Below are 22656 nucleotides of genomic sequence, written 5' to 3' on the forward strand. Positions count from 1 at the left end.
CGCATTTCGATCTTTGATGCCCTCATGCCTGTGTCGCGCGCTTGACGTCCAAGGATACTTGCTGAACCATTGTTCGCGGAGGGGCGATGGGTTTGCTGGAAAGCGGTTTAGAATTCGGACGACGATCGTCGGCACGTGCAGGATCTGGCGGATCCTCAGCAGCGACCGGCGGCTTGTCCGAAGAAGGGACCCCCTCCGCCGGCGCGTTCTGGAGCGCCGAGGACTATCTTGGTGCGGCAGGTCAGTCGAGCGACTTGGAGGATCATTGGGCCGAGGCGCCGCCTGCGAATGCGCTGCCCAGGAGACACGTCGCATCAGCCGCGATCGTCTCGCCGGAGCGCGACGTAACGGCAACCTCCTTCGATCACGTTGCGGAGGTGCCCCCTCCGGAGGCGACGCGGGCGCCTTCGATCGGCCTCTCCCCGGAGTTCGGCTTTTTCGAGGAGTGTGCCGACACCGCGAGCGGCGCGGGCGGTTGGATCGAGCATGGTGAGCCGGACCTATCGTTCTTCGACCCGGCCGCGACCGCAGCCCCCGTCCTCGCGGATGTTTTCGCAGGCCGTCACACCTGGCGCATCAGCACCCGCGCCGGCATCCTCGCGCTTGCGACTTCGATTCCGCATCGGCATGGACGCGAACTTGCCGGACGGGTTTTCGAGGAGGCGTTGGCCGAGGCGCGATGGCCGGGCTTCTTCCGCAGCTGGTTGCGGCTCGCCCCGTCACTCGAGTGTCCGCGTGTGATCGCGTTGGCCATCGAGTTGAAGCAGCATTGGGACGACAGCCCTCACCTCTGGCGATTCCGCGAGGCGCCAGGACGGCCGTCGCGGCAGCATGAAGGAGCCTGTGACCAACTGGGATGGCGTCGAGCGGTGGTCATGGCGGAGACGAAGACGCACGAGCCGTGCTGGCGCATTCTCGACGACGACCTGCTGGGTGCCTGGGAGGAGCTGGACGAGTCTTGTCCTGGCTTCTGGAGCTTCGCGGAGTGGCTGGAGGTGATGTGCTGCGGCGACGAGGCCGAGGTCCATGCGCTGAGTCTGGTCGCGGCTCGCGGGCGTGGTCGACGCGCGCTCCATCTTCAGGACATGTGCGAGCGGCTAGGGCTCGGCAGGGCCGGTGCCGCATGCAGATCGGGGAGGATGCCGAACGTCGATCAGGATGTCGCGACGTTCGCCTTCCGAGACGGACACTTCAGGCCAGGCGTGGGTGTGACGATGATCGAACGTCGGGCACCCACCGTTGACGAGATGCGTGTGAGGGAGGATCAGTGAACGTCAGGACGATGCTGATGCCGGTCGAGGGGACGTGGGTCCGCCGTCGAGGCGAGACGAGGATCGGGCGTGTACTTGCAATGGTCGGTGAAGGCCAATCAACGGTGCTGACGATCGAGTGGGGCGACGGCGAGACAAGCGAGCCGCTGTCGGCGGTCGAGAGCGGGATGCAGCCCGGGTTCGCCGTGCAGGATGTGCCGAGCTCCATCGGACGCCGTGGTCTGGGTGTGGGTCGCATCCGGGCGGTGCGCCGCCTCGCGGGCGTCGACCAGGCGCTGGTGCAGTGGCAGTCCGATGGCCGTTCGCTCTGGGTGCCGTCCTTCGGATTGCGCAGGCTCATGGATGCCGAGCTCGCCTTCCTGCGGTCGAGGCCGGCGCACGACGACTGCGGGGAGCGCTTTGCCCTCTGCGTGGTAGGTCACGCGCTGAGATCCTGGAACGAGGCGACGGGCGCGCTCGACCGCCTCGACGTCGACCCCCTGCCGCATCAGATCCAGCTGGTACACCGCATCGTCACCTCCGGAGACACGAACTGGATCATCGCCGACGACGTCGGGCTGGGCAAGACGATCGAGGTGGGCCTTCTGCTCGCGGCGCTGCAGCGCTCGCGATCGCTGAGGCGCGTGCTGGTCGTCTGCCCCGCCGGGCTGACCCGGCAGTGGCAGGACGAGATGCGCGTCAAGTTCGACCGGGAGTTCATGATCTACGGATCCGATTTCCAGGTCGATGAAGATTGGAAGTGGCGTCTTCAGGATGCGGTTATCGCATCACTCGACCTCGTCAAGCCGCGTGACCGCGAGGACGACGGTAGCGATCCGGCCACCCACTTCGGCCGGCTTATGATGGCGGGCGTGTGGGATCTGGTGATCTTCGACGAGGGGCACCGTTTGAGCCGGACGGACGACGGCAGCCAGACGCTGCGCTTCCTTCTCGGGCGCGCACTGCGCGAGCGCACGGCTTCGCTACTGCTGCTCACCGGCACGCCGCACCAGGGCGACACGGGCAAATTCCGTTCGCTCCTGAAGCTGGTCCGTCCCGACCTCGCACCGGCAATCGACGAGCTCGAGTTGCACCCGGAGGTCGTTGGCGACATCGTACTTCGGAATCGCAAGATCGACGTCACCGATGCTGAGGGCGCGTTCATCTTCCAGGGCCACACGGTGACGCAGGTGGGGATCGAGCCCTCGGCGGAGATGCGCGAGCTCGACCGACGCCTGCAGACCTACCTGCGGTCCGGCTACCGCGCCGGAGAGCGGCTCGGCGGGTCGGGTGGGCGCGCGATCGGCTTTGTCATGACTACGTACCGCAAACTCGCCTCCTCAAGTGTCGCGGCGATCGAGCGGGCGCTGCGCCGCAGGCTGGAGCGCCTCGCACCCGGGGCGCCGGTCGGCTTGGTCAGCGACCTTCCGGGGTGGGATGACGAGGATACGCTGGACGACGCGGCGGACCGCGATCTCGGCGGACCGGCGGGTGAGTTCTTCGCCGACGAGGCGGCGATGATACGCGGCGTGCTCGTTTGCTGCGCGGCCGCCGCCGAGGCGGATGCGAAGATACGCGAGTTCCGCCGCATCTACGAGGACGTCGTGGTGAAGGGAGGCCGCAAGATGCTGGTCTTTTCCGAATACCGCGCCACCCAGGACCGGCTGCTGGAGGAGGTCCGACGATTGTCGGGGCGCGACGGGGTCCAGATAAACGGCGGCCAGAGGCTCTTCGACAAGCTAGCCGCAATCGAGGCGTTCGACGGCGACGTTCAGGTCCTGGTCTCGACGGAGGCCGGTGGCGAAGGCTTGAACCTTCAACGCAACTGCCACGTCGTCGTGAACTACGATCTTCCCTGGAATCCTGCGAGGATCGTCCAGCGCATCGGTCGGGTCTACCGTTACGGGCAGAAGCGGCACGTGGTTGTTCTCAACTTCCTTTCCCGCGACACGATCGACGCAGACATTCTGTCCACCGCGCTCACCCGCGTAGACGCGCTGTCGCGTGAGATGGCGTCGGTCAGCGGCGAATTCGATGGCCGCTACGCCTCGGAGATCCTCGGCGAGCTGCTGGACCAGCTCGACCTGTCCGCGCTGCTTGCGGACGCGGCCACGGGGGCGGTCGAGCGCACGGACGAGCGGATCGCCGAGGCGGTCGCGAGAGCCCGGCGTGCCCGCGACCTCCAGGACGAAATCCTGAGCCAGGCAGGAGGCTTCGACCCGACCGCCATGGCGCGACTTGGCCGCTTCACCACCGCGGACGTGCTACGCTTCGTGCTGCGCATGGCGCCCTATCATGGCTACGAAGTCACCAACGTCGACGATCGACGGGAGCGGTTGACGCTGCGTCTGGGCGATCGCCTGCGGGGTCGCCACCACGAGTTCGGCGGCCGGACGGTGATCGAGGCCACGACGAGCCGCGCGGCCGCGACCGCAAGCCGCTCCCTGACGCTTCTGGACTTCAGCTCGTCGTTCCTGCGCGAGCTGGTCGCGATATCAGGTTCGCCTGAGTTCGGCGGCGGATACGCGTCGCTCGCTCTCGCCGGTAGGCGGGGCCAAGTCGCCGCCTTCCTGGGTCGCTGGCAGTCGGAGCAGGGCGAGACGCTGGCGGAGGAACTGCATCTCGTACGATGCGCCTCCGACGGGCGCCCCGCCGAAGACGAAGGAATGGTCGCGGCGCTGCTTTCCGCGCCGGTGATCAGCGTCGAGCCTGCACGCGCAAACGACTCGGCCGCACGCAGGCAGTTGCTTGACGGTTTGCGGGCGCACGTCGAGACATCCGCATCGGGGCAGGTGACCCGCCAGCGCATGCTCAACGACCTTGTCCTCCTCGCCGCGGCGGACGTGGTGTGACGACGACGTTCAAGCCGAGAGAGGTCATCGTGCCGCACCATGAGTCGGAGGCTCGATGCGTCGCCGATGACCACTCCGCTCAGGAAACCTGAGCGTCGCTGCCAATGCCGCCGAACCCCGGACGGGCGACTTCGATCGGCGATTGATCGCCGCCGCCGTACGCGTGGAGAGCCGATGCGCCTGACGCAATGAGACTGAAGCCGCGCGGCGCTTCGTCGAGGGCGGACGTCGGGCCGCCCCTCTGCGCTCTCGGATCGCCCGGCTATCTCGACTTCTGCTTCGCAGCGTCGAGGGCGATCGAGTTCAATCTCTCAGGTGTTCGGCGGGGCGAGTCTACCAGCAGCTCCCTTTCTTCACCCGGGTGGACCGATCGTTGGAGATCACCCATGGCCAGTACGTCTATGTGTTCGGACAGTCGGTCGAGCTCGTCCATGTAGAGATCGGGCAGGCGGCGCACGCCCGCCACGTCGGTCGCGCAATGCAGAGGCGTTGCGGGACCGAGGTCGATGCGGCGTCGTTCTCCGATCATCGTGTCCGCGGTCACGCGACGGAAGGCGACGGCGCCCACCTCCATGTCGCCGTATACGACTGATGCATATGCGAGGAAGGCACCGACCTCAGCGTCTCCTCCTAGCGTGGGCGTGAACTCGATGCGCAACGGTCTCGTGGAGACGAGGGCCTCCAATACGGAGAGCGGCAGGAAGCGATCGTTGATTGCATTGATGGAACTCGCGACGGGCTCAGCGCCGTCGAATGCGGCGATCCGCCGCAGGGCGTCGATGACGAAGACAAGCTGCTCCCAACCGGGATCGGAACCGGCATTGTTGACGTATCCGAGATCGATCCAGGAATGGTCAGTTCGAATACTCATGTTGAGCTTGGTCGAGGGTGTCGATCTGCGAAGAAGAGCGAGCCCAGCGATGTGGTCGAGCATCGCGATCCGATCACGATCCTCTCGGCACCGGACGCTGAGACGCCCGCCCGCGGAAAGTATCACGTCGATGAAGCCCGCCTTGATGCGGACCTTTTTCCGGCGTCGTCCGGGCAAACCGGCGGAATACACCTCGGCCGGCATGAAGGCCTGCCGCCCGTCTGGTGATCGGAGGCGAAGTGTTCCTCTTCTACCCTGGGGCATGATCTCGATCGTGCCACCCTGAACCTCGATCTCGGGCTCGGGAGACTCGATGCCGAAGCGAATGGGAGTCAAGCTGAAGCGATCGATTTCGAGGCTGTCGATCAGCCCGAGCTGAAGGTCGGCCAGAGCCGACGGCGTCGCGTTGCTGAACTGGATGCGAGCAATGCCATGCCCATCCTCGAAGCCGAGCGTGTCGACCAGCAGCTGCTTAAGCGCCGCGTAGCTCGATCCACCGACACGTTCGATCTCATCGGACATCCAGCCGAGAACGTCCGGGCGTCTGGTCTCGTCTCCGAACTGGAACGATATCGTGCGATGGTTGATGACTTCGTCGCGCTCGACGTAGGCGCGTCTGGCCGCCTTGAGAACGGTGGCGATGTCCTCTCGCCAGAGATGGATCGCATGGAAGGTTTCGCGGTCCGACGCGTCGATCTCCACGCAGACGATGAAGGCGGGCAGGGGCGACCTGATGAGAGACAATGCGTTTTTGAGGCTGATCGACCATCGCCTGGCGGCCACCTGCGTCGCCTTGATCTGAACGAGCGCGGCGATCCCGCTCGATCGACGATCGGTCGGAAGGTGGAGCAAGTTGGGCGGTGGGAAGTGGAGGATGTAGTCCCAGCCGAGATCGTCCTCGTCGGCCTTGTTGCAGGTCACGGAATGCTTGCTGCAAAGCAGGCTGAAGGCCTTCTCTCCATGGCGACCGGTCCAGCGAGCATCACTCATGCAGCGACGATCGGGCAACTCACCATCGGGTGCAACCTCGATGTCCCAGCATCGCAAGTCAGCGCTTACGTAGGCCTTGCGGCCGCCGGCCGAGCCGGTTTCCCGATAGACGATCCAGTCGGTGGCGGTTGTTGAAGACGGAGCCGGCTTCGAGCTCGACTCTGTCGAGCTCGCGCAACGTGCTCGAGGGTGGCCCCTGGAAGTCGGTGGCGCGGTCGCTCTGAGCCACGGGATCGTGACGCGGTGGAGCCGCTGCGTTGCCTCGGCGACCCAGCTTTGATGTTGGAAAACGCTCAGTCGATCCGCCGGCTCAGCTAGGGTCAGGACCCATTGATGTGAGCGTCGCAATCTGATTCAGGCTCCTTGAGGAGGGCGGGATGAGCGACCTGTTTTGGCTGACGGACGAGCAGATCGAGCGACTGCGGCCGTTCTTTCCCAAGAGCCACGGCAAGCCGCGGGTCGATGACCGGCGGGTGCTGAGCGGCATCGTGTTCGTCAACCGCAACGGGCTGCGCTGGCGCGATGCACCCAGCGTCTACGGGCCCCACAAGTCGCTCTACAACCGCTGGAAGCGTTGGGGCGAGGCGGGCGTGTTCACGCGAATGATGGAGGGTATGGCTGCGGTCGGCGCCGAGCCGAAGACGGTCATGATCGACGCGACCTACCTCAAGGCGCACCACACGGCATTGAGCCTGCGGGTTAAGAAGGGGATGCCGGCCGCCTGATCGGGCGCACCAAAGGCGGCATGAACACCAAGCTCCATGCCGTCGCCGATGCTAACGGCCGCCCCTTGAGCTTCTTCACGACGGCCGGACAGGTCAGCGACTACACCGGCGCGGCAGCGCTGCTGGACGACCTGCCGAAAGCGCAGTGGCTGCTCGGCGACCGGGGCTACGACGCCGATTGGTTCAGGGACGCTCTCTATGCCAAGGGCATCCAGCCCTGCATCCCAGGCCGGCGATCGCGCAACGAGCCGGTCAGATATGAGAAGCGCCGCTACCAGCGCCGCAGCCGCATCGAGGTCATTTTCGGCCGTCTTAAAGACTGGCGGCCCGTTGCCACCCGCTACGATCGCTGCCCCACGGCCTTCTTCGCTACCGTCGCCCTCGCTGCCACCGTAATCTTCTGGCTGTGATCAACGAGTCCTGACCCTAGGTCATCGGCGCGACATCACAGATACAACCCTCGGAACGTCTCGTGATCCCGCAGTGCCTCGGGTCTGTATGGACCGTCGCCGTTCTGACTTGGCACGCTCACCATAGCGAACCGCCTGGCCACGCTCTCATGCATCGTTGCGTTGTGAACGGGTGAGCGCGGCTGCGCTTTCCAGGTGATGGGGCGGGTCAAGCGACGGAGCCAGGTGGGTGTGCAGCGCCGTACGGTGTCGGACATCCCAGCAATCTCATCGTGCTGCAGGCCATCCGCTGCCGGGTGGATGCGGAGGCGCGTCGCGTCGACGATGAGCGAGTGTTCTACCGACTGCGCTTCGTCGAGCATCCAGCCAAGCGCGATGTCGGACAGTTGGGATTTCGACTCCGGGTAGCTGCCGCCTATGTCGGAGTGGTTGCCTGCGAACCACATTCCGACTTCCTCGAGCGGTCACGCAACCTGCTGGCACCGGTTGCCCAGCGTCAGGCGGCTCATCTTAGGAAAAGCCGCACCGACCGTACCAACGCCAAGACCGACACGGCTGCCTTGGAGGGCTGGTGCGCGGCTGCCGTGCTTAAATCGTGTGACGCGGCCATTCCGAAGAAGGCGCGCATGGCTAAGCACGACATGGCGACCGCCCGCGAGCTTGCAAAGCTGAGCGCCGATCCGAATGGCCTCAAATCAGTTGCCGGTTTCCTGGCCTCACGAGGCATAGCACTGGTCATATTGCGTCATCTGCCCGGCACCTACCTGGATGGTGCCGCTATGCGCAGAGCTGACGGTGTCCGTGTGATCGCCCTGACGCTCCGATACGATCGCATCGACAACTTCTGGTTCACTCTTCTGCACGAGTTCGCCCACGTCTCATGTCACTTGAACGAGGAAATCAGCATGATCTTCGACGATCTCGAACTTGGATCGGAGGACAAGATCGAGGAGGAGGCCGATCTCTTCGCGCAACGGGCCCTCATCCCGGACGACATATGGGCGCAAGCGCGTGCCGACTTCGGAGTACAGGAGATCTGCTCCCTAGCTGAACGGGCCGGCGTGCACCCCGCGATCGTGGCGGGCAGGTGGCAGCGCGAGTTCAGAGACTATCGTCGATTCTCCAAGTTGGTAGGTCACGGGGAGGTCCGAAGCGCGCTTGGCTGACGCGGTGGGGCCGACCGCCTTTCACGCCGCCAGATCGCCAGCCCGTAGGCGGCGAAGCTGCGAGATGCGGGCAAAGGCGTCGTTCAGCGCCTCCGCTCAATCGAAGGTGTCTTCCGCCAGCACGGCCGACAGGTTGGCGATCACGACGGCGGTCCCCTGCATGTTCACCGTGGCCGCGTTGTTGCCGGTCGTGCCGTAGTCGATGTCCACGGCGAGGATGCAGTTCGCGCCTGAAGCCAAGGCGTTCGTCACTAGGATCTAGCGGGCCGCCGCTTCACCCTTGTTCACCTTGTAGCTCATACCTGAATTCGTGTTCACCGCTCCAGCGAAGTCGGAGAAGCCCTGGCTGAACTCACTGAAGAAGCCCGTTCCCACGGTCACGTTCGCTGTCACCATGTTCTTAATCCTCACTTCGGCATGGGCAGGAAGCCACGACACGGTCAGCATCGGGAAGTCGGTGATGTTCGCCTCGACGTACCGGGTGCGCTCGAAGATCTCGCGATCGATGCCACGGTGCACCTGGGCGATCAGCGGATCCCCGCACTTCGCACACAATTCCTCATACTAGGTGCCGCTGACGAAGTTGACCAAGGCCACCACCTTCTCGGGCTTACGGCCGTTGGCCGCCTTGAAGGCCGACCCCGACGTGATCGTCGCGCCACAGTTACCGCAATCGTCCGACATGCTTCCTCCTCGTACTCGATTGATGACGCGCGTACGCTCTAGTAGCCCGCGTGAAGTGCATCCTCTCTGACCAAGCGCAAATCACGCGAAGCTCGACGGCGGCGATCCTCGCTTACCGATGCGGATGCTCGCATCGCGCGCTTGCGTCGTCACCGACGACGAGGTTGCACCTTTGGAGCAATGGACTGCGAGCGCCTGCGCTGGATCATCGTCGAGGCCAGGAGGTTGCAGCGGCCCATCACCGTCTGATCCGGCGCCTCGCGGACGGCGCCCTCCTTGCGATCAACGAAGAAGTTGAGCGTGTGCCAGGTGTTGAAGCGATAGATCGGCAGGGAGAGCGCGTCCTTGCGGGGAGCGAAGCGACTGATGTGTCCCTCCACCCGCTTCGAGAAGTCCGCGAGATCGTACTCGTACGCCTTGCCGTAGGCGGCCTCGAAGTCCCTGTCGGTCGCGTTCCTGTAGATCTTGAGGTAGCAGGCCAGCTTCTCGCCGACATCCGCCGCTTCGGTCTTCAGCGCCTCCATCGAATAGTGCTCATCTCCGTCGGCCACCTGCGCCGCAACGACGTTCGAGGTCGCTACAAGCAGCGTCGGAGCCGCGAGGAAAATGCAGACACTCGGCCAGCCCGGCTGGCCGGGGCCTCGACGGAGTTGGTCGGTCATCAAGAGCTCCGCAGGATGGTAAGGGTGCTCTGGGGCTAGCCGGCGCAGCGAAGGCATAGCAACTGCTATTCCACCTCGAAGCGGATGCGAACCGCAGAGGTGTGACTGGCAGTGTTGTTACTTGGTTCTACTTGACTTGCCCAGAGTTCCGCATCAGCTTAGGGCTAGTCGAGTCGGGGGGCTCAATTGTACAAAATCGATGTGCGATCGCCACGGGGTAGAAACCGAGAGGCGAGCATTCGACCAACCAGCATGTGCATGCGGCACATATCAGGGGTCGTCGCCTCAGCGATGCTCCTTTCGGCGTGCTCATCGACCGGCGGCCTCTATGCTCCGCGGTCACCGTTCCCGATAGATCAGGACATAGCCGAGCTTCATGAACAATTTGGGAGCGCTGCTTCGATCAAAGGGTTCTACGCTGGCGCCGCGACGGTCGAGCGCCGCAACGAGTTCATCGCAGGGCGGCTCGTCCTCTACGATCTCGAGTACATCCGCTTCGTCTCTCGCTTTCGGGTCGGCCGCGCCGGGAGGCGACTGCCTTCGACGCGCTTGCGCTTGGCGTAGGCTTCGCCACCACGATCACGACCGGCGAGAGGGTCAAGACGATCCTCGGCGCGGTCACAACCGCCCTGACGGGTGCGCGAACCTCGTATGAGAAGAACTTCTACGAGGACAAGACGGCCGATGCGGTGCTGGCGGCGATGAACGCGCAACGGAAGCAGGCGCTCGTGGCGATCATCGCCGGAAGCAAGGGCAGCCTCACGGAGTACTCGCTGACACAGGCCGTCACCGACCTCTCAGCCTATCAACATGCAGGCACTCTCGGCGGCGCGCTGGAGGGCATACAAGTGGACGCCAGCGCAAAGGCGCAGTCTGCCGACGCCGCTATCGCTCGCCTCCGCAACATCTCATATGGGCCCGACGATGCTTCTTCGCGCATCGTGAAGTGGCTCTATCCGACAGCCTCCACGGTCGCCAGCGGGGTCGGGCTGGACGCGTCAGGGCAACCGGTGAACGTCGATCCGGCTCGCGTCGTCAGCCTGCAGACGGAGCTGAATAAGCTCGGGCTCGACATCCCCATCGCGGTGCTGCTCGACGACCCTGGATCCACAACCACCAGACAGACCATCATCAAGGATCTGTCCATTCCGTAGGAGGTAAGCATGCCGTGCGGCGAGTACACCATCAGCAAGGTTCCAGACGCGAACCTATCAGCGACTGTCGCGATCCTGCAGCTTGATCATCCTATCAAGGTCGGCACGACCAGGCAGCCCGATGGAACCTGGACGATTGTCGCTACTTTCCCGCCTTGCACGAATCTAGCCGATGACAAGAAGCCGAAGCTGACCTTCGATGAGCTGCTCTCTCATGTGTCTTTGGATAGGTTGGAGATCAAGGCCTGACGAGATGTAGACCGATCAGCAGCAAACCGCATGATGCGGCGGCGAGGCAATAATTCCAAAGCCGGCATGCACTTGTTCTTGCCGTCGTGACGGACAGACTGGTACGTGATCGCCGTGAGGGTCGAACGCAAGCTAATAGGGCATGGCGGGGTCGGCGAGCTCGGTGATCGACGAGGAAATACATGGGCGACGAAAACGACAACGTGACTTTGGCTACCGAGCTGACGGTGGCTTGGCTCAGCAATCCCAACACCCGGGCAGGTGAAGAGGATGTACCGGGCTTCCTCTCTTCGGTGCATCGCGCCCTGAACGAGCTGGGTACGACCGGGCCAGCCCCCGAGGCGAGCGAGCCGGCGCATGTCGGTGCCGTCTCGGCGCGCAAGTCGCTGGCATCCGACGAGCACATCATCTCCATGATCGACGGCAAGCCCTACAAGACGCTGCGCCGCCACCTCTCGGGTCACGGTCTTACGCCTGACCAGTACCGTCAACGCTACGGCCTGAAAGCCGACTACCCGATGGTTGCGCGCGCCTACTCCGAGGCGCGGCGCAGCCTCGCCGTCGCGCGCGGGCTGGGCCGGAAGGCCGTCGCCAAGGTGGAGGAGGTGGTCGAAGATACCGCCACGAAGGTCACCAAGGGTCGTGGCAAGGCGGGCAAGGCCGCTCGAGAGACCCTCAGCTTCAAGAGCTGAGGGTTCAGGGACAGGCGTGTCGACGATCATGCAATGTCGAAGCCATACACAAGTCGTTCGTCGTACCAGGGTCCCAGGGAGCAACAGCCTTCCAACGACGGCTCAGTGACGTCTTGGTGCAAGCACCTGCCTGAGGTACTGGGCTTGACTCGCGCCCGGTAATGCAAGGTATCCCAGATCGACCAAGGTCCTGAATTTGTTGCGAGCGGTGGTGCCAGCGTCTAGTCGCAAGGCCGTCCGACGTACCGAACCTCGTAGTCGTCGTGACTGGCCCGGGGGAAGTCGATGCCGAGGATCGTCACCGGCTGCATGAGCGGAGCCTCCGCGCGAACCTACAGGAAGCGCCTGCCCGCACGTGCGGCAACGATTTCCAACGCCGACGTAAAGGCGCCGATTCGGTGGCAGCCCATTGTCGAGACGTCGATCAAGTTGGGTGGCCTCACCTGGTTGCTCACCAGCTTCCTCGCATGGCTCCTCCTCAACGCCTACCTCGGGGCGATCGGTCAGAGGGGCGTTCCCCTCGACCTCGCCGGTACTTGGGCGGCGCTGGTGCTCATGGGCGCCCTCCTCACCGTCGCGCTCGCCGCCATCGGCTCGGTATTCGTGATCGGGGGCCAGATGATGCAGGCGCTGCATCCGAACAGTCAGGTGCCCCGCGAAACAAGGATCATGTTCTTCTGTGCAACCTCGGCCGCGGTGGGAGTGCTGCTCCTGCTCGAACGGTTGAGCGGCAGTCTCCTCCTCGGCTCCGCGCTCGCGCTGCCTATGGGTCTTGGCGCAGCACTCGGCGTCCGCCGCGGGCTGAGCGGGCCGGGGCAGCAAATCTCTGTGGTGAAGCTCGTCTCGATCGTCGCGGCTTGGATCGTGATTTCAACTGTCCTCTACCTCCTGGTCGCTGCCGAGTTCGACATCGTTCTGCGCCTGCAGATGGAAGGTTCGGCGCCCCTTCTGCTGGCCTTTCTGCTCTCACTCGTCCAGCTGGCGCTCTGCATCTTCCTGCCCACGCTTCCGGCCATCTGCGTCACCGTCGTGAGCATCGCCTGGCTCACTCTGGCGGTGTCGCCTGGCATCTACGCTATCGTCCTCGTAGCGCTACAGGCGACCAATCTCGGCGGAGGACTGCCGCTGGGGCCACTCGTCACCGAGGAGGCGGCCTCTGTCTGCAATCTCGGCATTGCGCAGCGACCTGTCGTCTACAGCGTACCCACCGGCTGCGAGAAGAAGTACGCGTTCGCACACCTGAAGACGATCGTCGCGCAGGAATCTGCTATGAAGAAGGCGAAGGTCGCCGCCGGATGGCAGCGCGGAGTGCGGGCGGCGCCCTCCACGGATTGATCCTGATTGAGGTGCGCGCCTTCCAAGCCCCTTCGTCTCTCACGCAAGCGTAGTGGACACTCGATCGATCCCCACCTCGTGCCCATCCTGCCACGAGCAAGCACCGTCAAAGACGCGGGCCAACACACGCAACGATGGCAGTGAGCGCGCCGAACAGGTACGCGACACCTGCGTGCTTCTAACGCAGCGCCGAGAGGGAAATGTCGGTGGACAATGGCGACGGGGCCGCGCTGCCCGACCGTGGCGATTGGCGGATCCCCTACGATCACGTGGGCGACCTCTTCCACGAAGGCGAGAAGCCCAGCGTGACGATGGGGCGGATGCGGGCGCATCTGCCAATTGCGTTTCCCACGCTGCATGCGTCGATGCGCTTCATGCGAGAATCGCACGACATAGCCATCTTCATCCACCGCTTCGGCGACGTCGATTTGACCGATGGTGCCGCCGCTCAGCGCCTGCGCACCGCATCGACGCCGAGCTGGAGCGGTTCATCCGCTACGAGTGGTGGCCCAACCACGGCATGCGCGCGGTGTCGTTGAACACGGTCCTCTTCATGGACCTGAACGGCGAGCAGGAGAACGTAAGTAGGCGGGTAATTGCTTCGCCGGCCTTGCTCATCGACGCAGACCGATGCTGCAGCGCGCCGAACTCCTGCCGCCATCGCCGCGTGCGTTACGCACTGAGGGCGCCATGTGCCTGTTGGCTCGAGTCGCCTCGATAGCCGCAAAGCGCTCGTTAAATCGATCGGGCCGACCGCCCCTCTGCTTCGATCCGATATGAACGCGATAGTTTCGCCCTTCATGACCGGGAGCAACACGATGCGGATTAGCAGGCGTGAGCGCAGACCTCCGCGTCGCGGGTCAGAGAGCTGAGGGGATCGGCTCGCGGGCGAGGCGCCACGTTCCCGCGATCCGGCGCAGTCACGTCACTGCTCGGTCGAGCGGAGGTGATCGAACCGACCGGTCTAACCCTCTGGACAGCGCCACTATTCGCGAGCCACGATCCCCACGATCAAGGGGGAACTTCATTGGCGACTTCGGCTGTCGACGCGATCGGATCTGACGCGTCCGTTTTCCAGAGCGACCTTCCGCTCGACGTCAAGCTCGACCGGGCCCGGACCGAGCTGCTGGACCTGTCCGCCCGCAACCGGCTGCTCAACATGCCGCGTTCGTCGAAGAACGCGAAGGCGGTGGAGATCGTCGACGAGAAGGCGGCCGAGATCTTCAGACTGCTGGTGACGGAGGGCCGCGCCTTCACCTTTCTTGCGGGTAGGTTGGTTCAGGGGGACGGCGACGATGGAGCCGAGGAGATCGTCGAACTCGCTCAGCCGGACGAGGAGGCCGATGAAAGCGGCACCTTCGCGCGGCACGTAGACACCAAGCTGCAGACCCGGCTCACCTCCAAGGGGCTGCAGAAACGCCTGCTCGAACTCTACTTCGACGCCCGCACACTGGAGGAGGAGCAGGGCGTAAACATCCTCTACCTGGCACTGGGCGCGCTCAAGTGGATCGATCCGCAGAACGCCGCCAACGTTCGCTACGCTCCGCTCGTCCTCGTCCCGGTCTCGCTCGAGCGCGGCAATGCGGGCGAGAAGTTCAAGCTGCGCGTCAGGGCGGAGGAGTTCGCGCCCAACCTGTCCCTCGAGGCCTTCCTGGACCGCACGCAAAGAATACGGCTCCCCGCCTTCGAGGCGAGCGACCAGTTCGACTACTCGGGCTATGTCGACGAAGTCGCCGAAGCCGTCGTCTCCAAGCAGAACTGGGCGGTGCTGCCGGACGACATCACCCTCGGCTTTTTCTCATTTGCCAAGTTCCTGATGTACCGAGACCTCGATCCGGCGAACTGGCCCGTTAGCGGACGCATCAGCGACCGGCCGCTCATCCGCGGCCTGCTCTCCGACGGCTTCGACGTCGGTGAGGGCATGATCCCCGAGGATGCGCCCATCGATCCCTTCATCCCGCCTGCAGACATGCTCCACATCGTCGACAGCGACAGCAGTCAGGCGCTCGTCGTGCACGAGGTGCGCAAGGGGCGGGACATGGTCGTCCAGGGGCCGCCCGGCACCGGCAAGAGCCAGACCATCGCCAACATCGTCGCCTCCGCCATCGCGGACGGCCGAACCGTGCTCTTCGTCGCGGAGAAGATGGCCGCGCTGGAGGTCGTCAAGCGCAGGCTCGATGCCAACGGCGTGGGTGACGCGTGCCTCGAACTCCACAGCAACAAGGCCAACAAGCGCGCGCTTCTCGAGGAGCTTAGGCGAACCTGGGAGCTGGGCGCGCCGCGTGGTCAGGATCCCGGCACGCTCAACACCCGCCTCACCGAGGCCCGCGACCGGCTCAACGAACACGTGAGTCGCATGCACGCGCCGCACCCGGCTTCGAGCCTCACGCCGTTCCAGGCGATCGGTCAGCTTGCCCGGCTGAGGATCGACGGGCAGGAGCCCAACGACATACGTCTCGAGGAAGCCGCGTCGTGGTCCAGGGACGGCTTCATCGAACGGCGCGAGACCCTGGCGGAACTCGTCGAACGCATAGAGGCGATCGGCGTCCCGGCACACCATCCGTGGCGCGGCGTCGGTTTGCCGGCCATTCTGCCGGCGGAAGTCGATCGTCTGCTGACTCGCGTGAAGGGCATCGCGGACGGGCTGTCGACCCTCGCGCACGACGACGCAGCCCTTGCGGTGACGCTCGCCATAGAGCCCTCGGCCCACCTGGGCGATGTCGAGCACGCGATAGCCTTTGCGAGGCGCGTCGCCGATGCTCCCGCGCTCGAAGCCGAGGCACTCGCGTCAGAGGCGTGGATGCATTCGCGCGACGTGATAGACGCGCTCCTCGCTGCAGGGCACCGGTACGCCTCGGCGCGGCAGGAATTGGCGCGAACCTTCGGCGAAGCCGCCTGGTCCGCCGATCTCAACGAGGCTGTCGAGGCCTTGAAGGTCCTTCCAGCGACGTTCTCCGCGGACGATTTCGCCACAGCTCACGAGGTCTCGCGGTTGCTGCCGAGGCTGATGGACGCATCGGCCGCGCTCGCCCGCAGCCTCGGCCATGACGCGCCCCGGACCCTCGCCGACGCCCTGCATCTGGCTGAGATCGGCGATCGGGTCGCAGCTGCACCCGAGGCCAACGCCGAGGTCTTCGCCGCCGACCTGTGGAACAGCGGCATCGAGCGAGCCGGGGATCTGGTCACCACGGTCGGCCGACTCGAGGCGGCCCGCGCCCGAACGTCCATGGCGCTCTCCGACGCGGCCTGGGACGCGGACCTGGCGGGCGCTCGCGCCGCGCTCGCCTCACATGGCACCGGCTTCCTCCGGTTCCTGAGTGGCGAGTGGAGGCGCGCGAATCGGACCGTGCGCTCCTTCCTGACGAACCCCGAGCAGCCGCTCGAGGAGACCCTGGCCCTTCTCGATGCGCTCGCCGACGGACAGGCGGCACGTCGCGAGATCGAGAGCGAGGATGCACTCGGCCGCACCGCCTTCGGAGATCACTGGCGCGGCGCACGAACAACGTCGGCGCCCCTCGGCACAATCGTCGAGTGGATGAGATCGCTCAAGGGGCTCGGCGCCGAGCCTCGGCTCATCGCCGCCAGGCGACCGGATCAGCGGCTCATCGAAGCTCAGGCGGCGGCTGTGCACGAGCAGGGGCCGGCGGTGGCGGAGGGCACCGGTCGGCTATGGACCGCGATGGCCGAGCGGCGAGAACTCGCGTTCGGCTCCGCCGTCACCCACGATCGCGGCGACCTGGAGGCTCTGCTCGCGACCGCCGTGCGCGTCGATCAGGCGGACAGGTCCATCCGCGAGGTGATGAGTGAAGTGCCGCCGGGACTGCCCAAGCGTCTCGAGCTCATCTCGCGTCTTCAGGACGGGCAGTCCGAGGCGGCAGCCATCAAGGCGGGAGAAACGCTCGGCTCACACGCCTTCAAGGGCGCATGGCATGGCGACTCGTCACAGTGGGATCTGCTGGCGGCCGCAAGCGACTGGCTCCGCGACAATGACGACATCCGACGACTTGCGAGCCGGCTGACGAACCGGAGCGAACTCGCGACTGTCGCCACGGCGCTCGAGAGGCACCGAACCGACGTCGGATCGACGCTCGCAGCCCTCGCCGCCGACCTGATGCTCGATACCGCGGAGGCGTTCGGCAGCTCGAGCATCGACGTGGCGCCGCTTGCCGTCATCGGACAGCGGCTGGAGCTCTGGCGCAGCAACGGCGAGCAGCTCTCCCGCTGGGTCGCCTACCGCGATCGCGCCTTCCGGGCGCGTGAGCTCGGCTGCGGCGAGGTCGTCGATCGTCTACGCGATGGCCGGCTGACCGGACCGGACGTCGTGCCCGCCTTCGAGATGGCCTACCATGAAGCCCTCTACTCCGACATGGTTGCCCATGATCCCGAGCTCGGCCGCTTCGACGGCACGCTGCACGGCCGCCTCGCCCGCGAGTTCGCGGACATGGACCGCCAACGCATCGCGGCGGCGAGCGTCGAGGTCGTCAGATCGCATCATCGACGTATGCCGGCACGCGACGGCATGGGCTTCGGTCCGCTCGGCACGCTCAAGGCGGAGATGCAGAAGCGGCGCGGACACATGCCGATCCGCAGGCTGATGGATAAGGCGGGTCCTGCGATCCAGGCCCTCAAGCCCGTCTTCATGATGAGCCCACTGTCCGTGGCACAGTTCCTCGCACCCGGCGTGTTCGAGTTCGACCTCCTCGTCATGGACGAGGCGAGCCAGATCCAGCCGGTGGACGCGCTCGGCGCCGTGGCGCGCGCCAAGCAGGTCGTGGTCGTCGGCGACCCCAAGCAGCTGCCGCCGACGGCCTTCTTCGCCAAGATGACCGGGAGCGGATCGGACGACGACGAGAACGAGGGGCGCGTCGCCGACATCGAGAGCGTGCTCGGTCTTTTCACGGCAAGGGGGCTCCCCAACCGCATGCTGCGATGGCACTACCGCAGCAAGCACCAGTCGCTGATTGCCGTGAGCAACCGCCAGTTCTACGAAAGCAAGCTCTTCATCGTACCCAGCCCGTACACCGCCGAGGCGGGGATGGGCCTGCGCTTCCACCGCGTCCCCCAGGGCATCTTCGACGCCGGCGGCACGCGCACCAACCAGGTGGAGGCGAGGATCGTGGCGGAGGCGATCGTGGCCCACGCGCGCGAGCACCCGAACCTGTCGCTCGGCGTCGCTGCCTTCTCGGCAGCCCAGCGTCGCGCCATCCTGGATCAGCTCGAGCAGCTTCGTCGCGAACTTCCGGTCGAAGTCGAGGGCTTCTTCCAGTCGCACCATTCCGAGCCTTTCTTCGTCAAGAACCTCGAGAACGTGCAGGGTGACGAGCGCGACGTGATCTTCATTTCCGTCGGATATGGTCCCACGGTGCCGGGCGGCCGCGTGCCGATGCGCTTCGGCCCGCTCGGGACGGAGGGCGGCGAGCGACGCCTGAATGTGCTAATCAGCCGGGCGAAGCAGCGGTGCGAGGTGTTCGCGTCCATGACGGACGAGGACATCGAGCCCGACTTCGCCGCCAGCCGCAAGGGCGTGTTCGCCTTCCGCATGTTCCTGCACTACGCGCGGACCGGCAACCTGACGATCTCGGAAAGCACCGGGCGCGATCAGGAGAGCGTGTTCGAGGAACAGGTCGCCCGCGCGCTGCAGGCGCGGGGCTACCAGGTGCATCGAAACGTGGGACTGGCCGGCTTCTACATCGATCTCGCGGTCGCCGACGAGGAGCGGCCAGATCGGTACCTGCTCGGGATCGAGTGCGACGGCACCTCTTACCAGGGCGCCAAGTCGGCCCGCGATCGCGATCGTCTTCGTCAGTCCGTCCTCGAGAGCCACGGTTGGACGATCCACCGGCTATGGAGCGGCGATTGGCTCCAGCGCCCGACGGAGCAGCTGGAACTCGTGATCGCCAGGATCGAAGCGGCGAAGGCGGAGCACGACGCTGCGGCCGTTCCACGCTCCTCCCGCGCGGTGCCGGTCGATGTCGTCGCGATCGATCGCGAGGACACGACGGAGATCGGCTTCGTTCGAGCGGAGGAACCCGAGCCGGCTCCGTCCAACCTCTATATCGAGTCGATCGTAACGCGACCGCCGAACCACCCGGAGGAGCTCCACGACGCACCCACCGGCGTCCTCTCGATGCTGGCGGATCAGGTCGTCGCCGTGGAAGGGCCGGTGCACGTCGACGAGGTGGTGGCGCGCATCCGCGAGGGCTGGGGCCTGAAGCGGGCCGGCGGCCGCATACAATCCGCCATCGCCCGGGCGATCGACGTGTCGGTGCGGGTCGGCAGGCTGGTCCAGGAAGGCGACTTCCTTTCCATGCCCGGCTCGGTGCCCATCGCGCGCGATCGCAGCTCCACACGTTCCACCGCCCTTAGGCGGGCTGACATGCTGCCGCCCTCCGAGATCAGGGTCGCTGCTTTGGCGACGGTACGGGACAACTTCGGTGCCACCCCGGACCAGGTCGTGCAGGCGGTATCCCGCGCACTCGGCATCAAGGCCACGAGCGCGCAGGTGCGAGCCGTCATGCTCGACGTCGTCGAGTCGGCGGTCACCGATGGAGAGCTGGTCCGTCAGGGAGAGATGCTCGCGTCACGACCTGACGATCCGCCGAGACGCTCCGGACGCGTTCCGACCGGCGCTGCACCCGCGGACTTCTAGTCGGTTGGCGGAAGCGGCGGCCAGTTGAAGTGCGGGTGCGGCTCTAGCCCGTGTTCGAGACCCGCTCGACGAAGCGTAAGACCGACAGGACGCTGTCCACGATGAGGCGGGCCTCGTCGGCGTCGACGATCTCGTTGTCGTGGGCGAACGAGGCGTTGTTGCGCACGTCGTTGAAGGCCTGGAGCACGCCAACCGAGTTCTTCAGGATCTGCAGGGTCATCGAGCGCAGCTGGCGCGTGGCGTTCAGGTGCTTGACGTGCTTGCCGACGCGGCTGTGCAGCGGCTCCTCACGCGTGCACTCGAGACCTGCGTCTTGGAGCAGATGCGCGAACCGCTTGCACGAGTACGTGTGCAGCCGATCCAGGGCCGCCGCGTGCGCACCCGCCGCGACATCCCGGTTGATCGCCTCGATGAGCTCGCCGAGGGTCGCCCCCTCGGCGAATTGCGACAGTGCCTCGAGGTCGGACATTCCGGCCTGTCGCTCGAGCCGGTCCACCACAGCCATGTAGCGGGCTCGCACGACGCTGGGTCGCGGCTCCACCAGGTCACCCGGCGTCCACCCGCGTTGCTCGCGGTGATCCCACAGCGCCCGCAGCACACGCGCGACTGCTCCTGGTTCCGCCTGATCCCACAGCGATCGCAGACGATTCGCCTTCGACGTTCCGCGACTCGCGTACTTGGCCGAGTCGATGTCGATGCCGAGCTCGTCTCGGACGAGCTCGGCGAAGGCCCGGTTGCTCAGGTCCATGACGTAGCCATCGCCCATGCCGAGGAGCTCCTCGACACAGAGGCGGTCGGGACGGGCAAGGTCCGCCACGTCTAACGCCTACACGAGTGAGCCGCCCTCGAGGTTGAGACGTAACACCAGCAAGTCGCGTGGTGACCCATGCCCACCCCCCCCCGTTAGCCCGTACACCTAACGGCTTACGACCGCACGCCTAGGATGCAATGCGTAGATGTGCTTCGGGATACCGTCCGTCCGCAGGCGAACGAACGCGTGGCCGTCATCTCGCGTCGTATGCGATCAGGCGGTCTTGAACACCGTGGGTGAGCGGTGGTGCCGGAGCGCGGAGCCCACTTCGCCGAAGCCGACGATCAGCATCGTCCATGATGCGGGCTCCGGCACGGCTGCGACGTCGATCCGCACGGACGATAGGCCAAGCCGGCCGAGTACGAACCAGCCGCGCGTCGTCAGCGCTGATCCCGGAATGCCGGAGCCCGTCTGCTCCGCGAAGGAGCCGGCGACGCCGTAGTAGCCGATCTGGATCAAGGCGAACGGGACGGGTGTGATACGGCTCCTGCAGGCGGGCGGCGACTTAGGCGCCGAAACGAAGCGCCTGAAATGCTACGTCGCAGATTGCGAGGCTTGGTCTCTTTGGCGCGCCACTCCCTGGAGGTTCTTATGCCATCTGATCCCTGTAGCCCTGCTCCGACGACCAGTATCCCCAATTGTCGTGGGACCACTCATCGATCATCGTTATGAGGAGTCCGCGGCGCGGCGCCCGCTTGTTGTAGTCGACGGTGCACATGCGCACGACGTTCCGGATCGATCTAACGCGGAGGTTCGCACGGAAGAAGAACCACGGCTTGTAGCCGCTGGAGTCGACGATCTCGCACAGCCTGTACTTGTCGCGGGGCAGTCCGGCGCACACCTGCTCGGGAAGCGTGGTGCCGAAGAGCGTGAGCGACGAAACCCCGGTAAGGTGTTCGCGATATCGGCACCAACGGAATTCCAAGTCGAGGACTGCGAAAGGCGCCGGTCTCGCATGGGTCAGCGAACCCGTGACGAGACCCCTCGTCCTGACGTTGACGTTGCATTCCGACCTGACGCTGTAGATGTTGTCGACGAACCGGATCTGCTGTTTGCGGGCGGCGTTGACACCGCCGCCGCCCTGCGCGAGGCCGGGTTTCAGATCGACATCTGAAAGGAAGTTTGCGCATGCACGGCTGATCTTCGCGTCCGCCATGATCTTTTCCCGAACCCTGTCGTACATGTCACCTCCTGAAAGGGCCGGTCGGATTACTCGTCCCGCCCAGCAGATCCTGATGAGTGTAGCTTTATCGGATTTCCTGTTCGTCGGGCCGCCCGGCGCGGGCAAGTCGCTGATGGCGGCGTGCCTGCCCGGCATCCTGCCGCCGCTCGACTCCGCGGAGGCGCTGGAGGTATCGATGGTCCAGTCGGTCGCGGGAACGCTCGCGGGCGGCGCGCTGACGCGCGTACGACCCTTCCGCGCGCCGCACCATTCCGCCAGCATCGCCGCGCTGACCGGCGGCGGACTGCGCGTGCGACCGGGCGAGGTGAGCCTGGCGCACAACGGCGTGCTGTTCCTCGACGAGCTGCCCGAGTTCCAGCGCGCCGTGCTCGACTCGCTGCGCCAGCCGCTCGAGAGCGGCACCGTCAGCATCGCGCGCGCCAACGCGCACGTGACCTATCCGGCGCGGGTGCAGCTGGTGGCGGCGATGAACCCGTGCCGCTGCGGCCATCTCGGCGACCCCGCCCTGTCGTGCGGGCGCGCGCCGCGCTGCGCCGCCGACTATCAGGCGCGCGTCTCGGGGCCGCTGCTCGACCGTGTCGACCTGCACGTCGAGGTCGCCGCCCTGACCGCGCTGGAACTGGCGCTCCCACCCGCGGCGGAGGGCTCGGCCGAGGTGGGCGCGCGCGTCGCCGCCGCGCGCGCCGCGCAGCGCGAGCGGCTCGCCGGCACCGGGCTGCGCACCAACGCGCAGCTCGACGGCGACCTGCTCGACCGCTTCGCCACGCCCGACGAGGCCGGGCGCACACTGCTGGTCGAGGCGGCGACGGCACTCCACCTCTCCGCGCGCGGCTATACCCGGGTGCTGCGGACGAGCCGGACGATCGCCGACCTGGCCGGGTCCGAGCAGGTTCGCCGCGCGCATGTCGCCGAGGCGCTGAGCTACCGACGGCGCGCGCCGACGCGCTGAGCCGCCGCGAACGCGCGTGCGGCC

The 22656-nt window shown here is 65.7% G+C and carries 17 protein-coding genes and 2 pseudogenes; 11 read left to right on the forward strand and 8 right to left on the reverse strand.

The annotated features are described in order from the left end of the window. Positions 1-86 precede the first annotated feature (86 nt). The gene (locus tag KZ813_RS00185) at positions 87-1271 is read left to right on the forward strand and encodes a hypothetical protein (RefSeq protein ID WP_219752988.1); all 1185 of its coding nucleotides are present in this window, start codon (positions 87-89) and stop codon (positions 1269-1271) included. Positions 1272-1282: 11 nt separating this feature from the next. Beyond that, on the forward strand, positions 1283-4102 hold the full coding sequence (locus KZ813_RS00190; protein WP_219752989.1) for a DEAD/DEAH box helicase: 2820 nt from the start codon (positions 1283-1285) through the stop codon (positions 4100-4102). Between the two features lie 262 nt (positions 4103-4364). On the opposite strand, the gene KZ813_RS00195 is transcribed toward KZ813_RS00190, so the two are convergent. Next, positions 4365-5963, reverse strand: coding sequence for a hypothetical protein (locus tag KZ813_RS00195; RefSeq protein ID WP_219752990.1), 1599 nt, complete (start codon positions 5961-5963; stop codon positions 4365-4367). Positions 5964-6340: 377 nt separating this feature from the next. On the opposite strand from KZ813_RS00195, the gene KZ813_RS00200 reads away from it, so the two are divergent. Further along, positions 6341-7098 (forward strand): IS5 family transposase gene (locus KZ813_RS00200; RefSeq protein WP_219752991.1). Its coding sequence is split into 2 segments (ribosomal slippage): positions 6341-6674 and positions 6674-7098, totalling 759 coding nucleotides; the frame shifts between segments, so codons are not numbered across the junction. Positions 7099-7133: 35 nt separating this feature from the next. Here the strand turns inward: KZ813_RS00200 and KZ813_RS00205 are convergent. Continuing rightward, complete coding sequence (locus tag KZ813_RS00205) at positions 7134-7544, reverse strand: phospholipase effector Tle1 domain-containing protein (RefSeq protein WP_219752992.1); 411 nt, start codon at positions 7542-7544, stop codon at positions 7134-7136. Positions 7545-7877: 333 nt separating this feature from the next. On the opposite strand from KZ813_RS00205, the gene KZ813_RS19965 reads away from it, so the two are divergent. After that, positions 7878-8264, forward strand: a complete 387-nt coding sequence (locus KZ813_RS19965; protein ID WP_258046314.1) for an ImmA/IrrE family metallo-endopeptidase — start codon at positions 7878-7880, stop codon at positions 8262-8264. 96 nt (positions 8265-8360) lie between these two features. Here the strand turns inward: KZ813_RS19965 and KZ813_RS00215 are convergent, their stop codons facing one another. The 3 genes from KZ813_RS00215 to KZ813_RS00225 form a co-directional block, all read right to left on the reverse strand. Continuing rightward, positions 8361-8516, reverse strand: a complete 156-nt coding sequence (locus tag KZ813_RS00215; protein WP_219752994.1) for a heavy metal-binding domain-containing protein — start codon at positions 8514-8516, stop codon at positions 8361-8363. A 6-nt stretch (positions 8517-8522) separates the two neighbouring features. Further along, entirely contained in the window at positions 8523-8783 is a 261-nt protein-coding gene (locus tag KZ813_RS00220) for a hypothetical protein (RefSeq protein WP_219752995.1), read from the reverse strand. Positions 8784-9097: 314 nt separating this feature from the next. Beyond that, positions 9098-9610, reverse strand: a complete 513-nt coding sequence (locus KZ813_RS00225) for a hypothetical protein (protein WP_219752996.1) — start codon at positions 9608-9610, stop codon at positions 9098-9100. Between the two features lie 689 nt (positions 9611-10299). Between KZ813_RS00225 and KZ813_RS00230 the strand changes: the two genes are divergently transcribed. From KZ813_RS00230 to KZ813_RS00255, 6 genes are all read left to right on the forward strand, one after another. Next, positions 10300-10764 (forward strand): hypothetical protein, encoded by a 465-nt coding sequence (locus KZ813_RS00230; protein ID WP_219752997.1) that lies wholly within the window; start codon positions 10300-10302, stop codon positions 10762-10764. A 9-nt stretch (positions 10765-10773) separates the two neighbouring features. Then, complete coding sequence (locus KZ813_RS00235) at positions 10774-11013, forward strand: hypothetical protein (RefSeq protein WP_219752998.1); 240 nt, start codon at positions 10774-10776, stop codon at positions 11011-11013. A gap of 182 nt (positions 11014-11195) precedes the next feature. After that, positions 11196-11705, forward strand: coding sequence for a Ros/MucR family transcriptional regulator (locus KZ813_RS00240; protein WP_219752999.1), 510 nt, complete (start codon positions 11196-11198; stop codon positions 11703-11705). A 285-nt stretch (positions 11706-11990) separates the two neighbouring features. After that, positions 11991-13040: a hypothetical protein gene (locus KZ813_RS00245; RefSeq protein WP_219753000.1), complete on the forward strand. Its 1050-nt coding sequence runs from the start codon at positions 11991-11993 to the stop codon at positions 13038-13040. A gap of 206 nt (positions 13041-13246) precedes the next feature. Further along, entirely contained in the window at positions 13247-13579 is a 333-nt protein-coding gene (locus tag KZ813_RS00250; RefSeq protein ID WP_219753001.1) for a hypothetical protein, read from the forward strand. Positions 13580-14067: 488 nt separating this feature from the next. Then, positions 14068-19689 (forward strand): DUF3320 domain-containing protein, encoded by a 5622-nt coding sequence (locus KZ813_RS00255; protein ID WP_219753002.1) that lies wholly within the window; start codon positions 14068-14070, stop codon positions 19687-19689. A gap of 43 nt (positions 19690-19732) precedes the next feature. Here the strand turns inward: KZ813_RS00255 and KZ813_RS20310 are convergent, their stop codons facing one another. From KZ813_RS20310 to KZ813_RS00270, 3 genes and pseudogenes are all read right to left on the reverse strand, one after another. Further along, complete coding sequence (locus tag KZ813_RS20310; RefSeq protein ID WP_219753003.1) at positions 19733-20506, reverse strand: abortive infection family protein; 774 nt, start codon at positions 20504-20506, stop codon at positions 19733-19735. A 207-nt stretch (positions 20507-20713) separates the two neighbouring features. Continuing rightward, a pseudogene (locus tag KZ813_RS20540) lies at positions 20714-20824 on the reverse strand (PEPxxWA-CTERM sorting domain-containing protein); the annotation flags it as partial. 265 nt (positions 20825-21089) lie between these two features. Further along, positions 21090-21683, reverse strand: a complete 594-nt coding sequence (locus KZ813_RS00270; RefSeq protein ID WP_219753004.1) for a hypothetical protein — start codon at positions 21681-21683, stop codon at positions 21090-21092. 70 nt (positions 21684-21753) lie between these two features. Between KZ813_RS00270 and KZ813_RS00275 the strand changes: the two are divergent. Next, positions 21754-22632, forward strand: a pseudogene (locus KZ813_RS00275) (YifB family Mg chelatase-like AAA ATPase); the annotation flags it as partial. Positions 22633-22656: the final 24 nt, after the last annotated feature.

Source organism: Sphingomonas folli (assembly GCF_019429525.1).
GTDB lineage: Bacteria > Pseudomonadota > Alphaproteobacteria > Sphingomonadales > Sphingomonadaceae > Sphingomonas > Sphingomonas folii.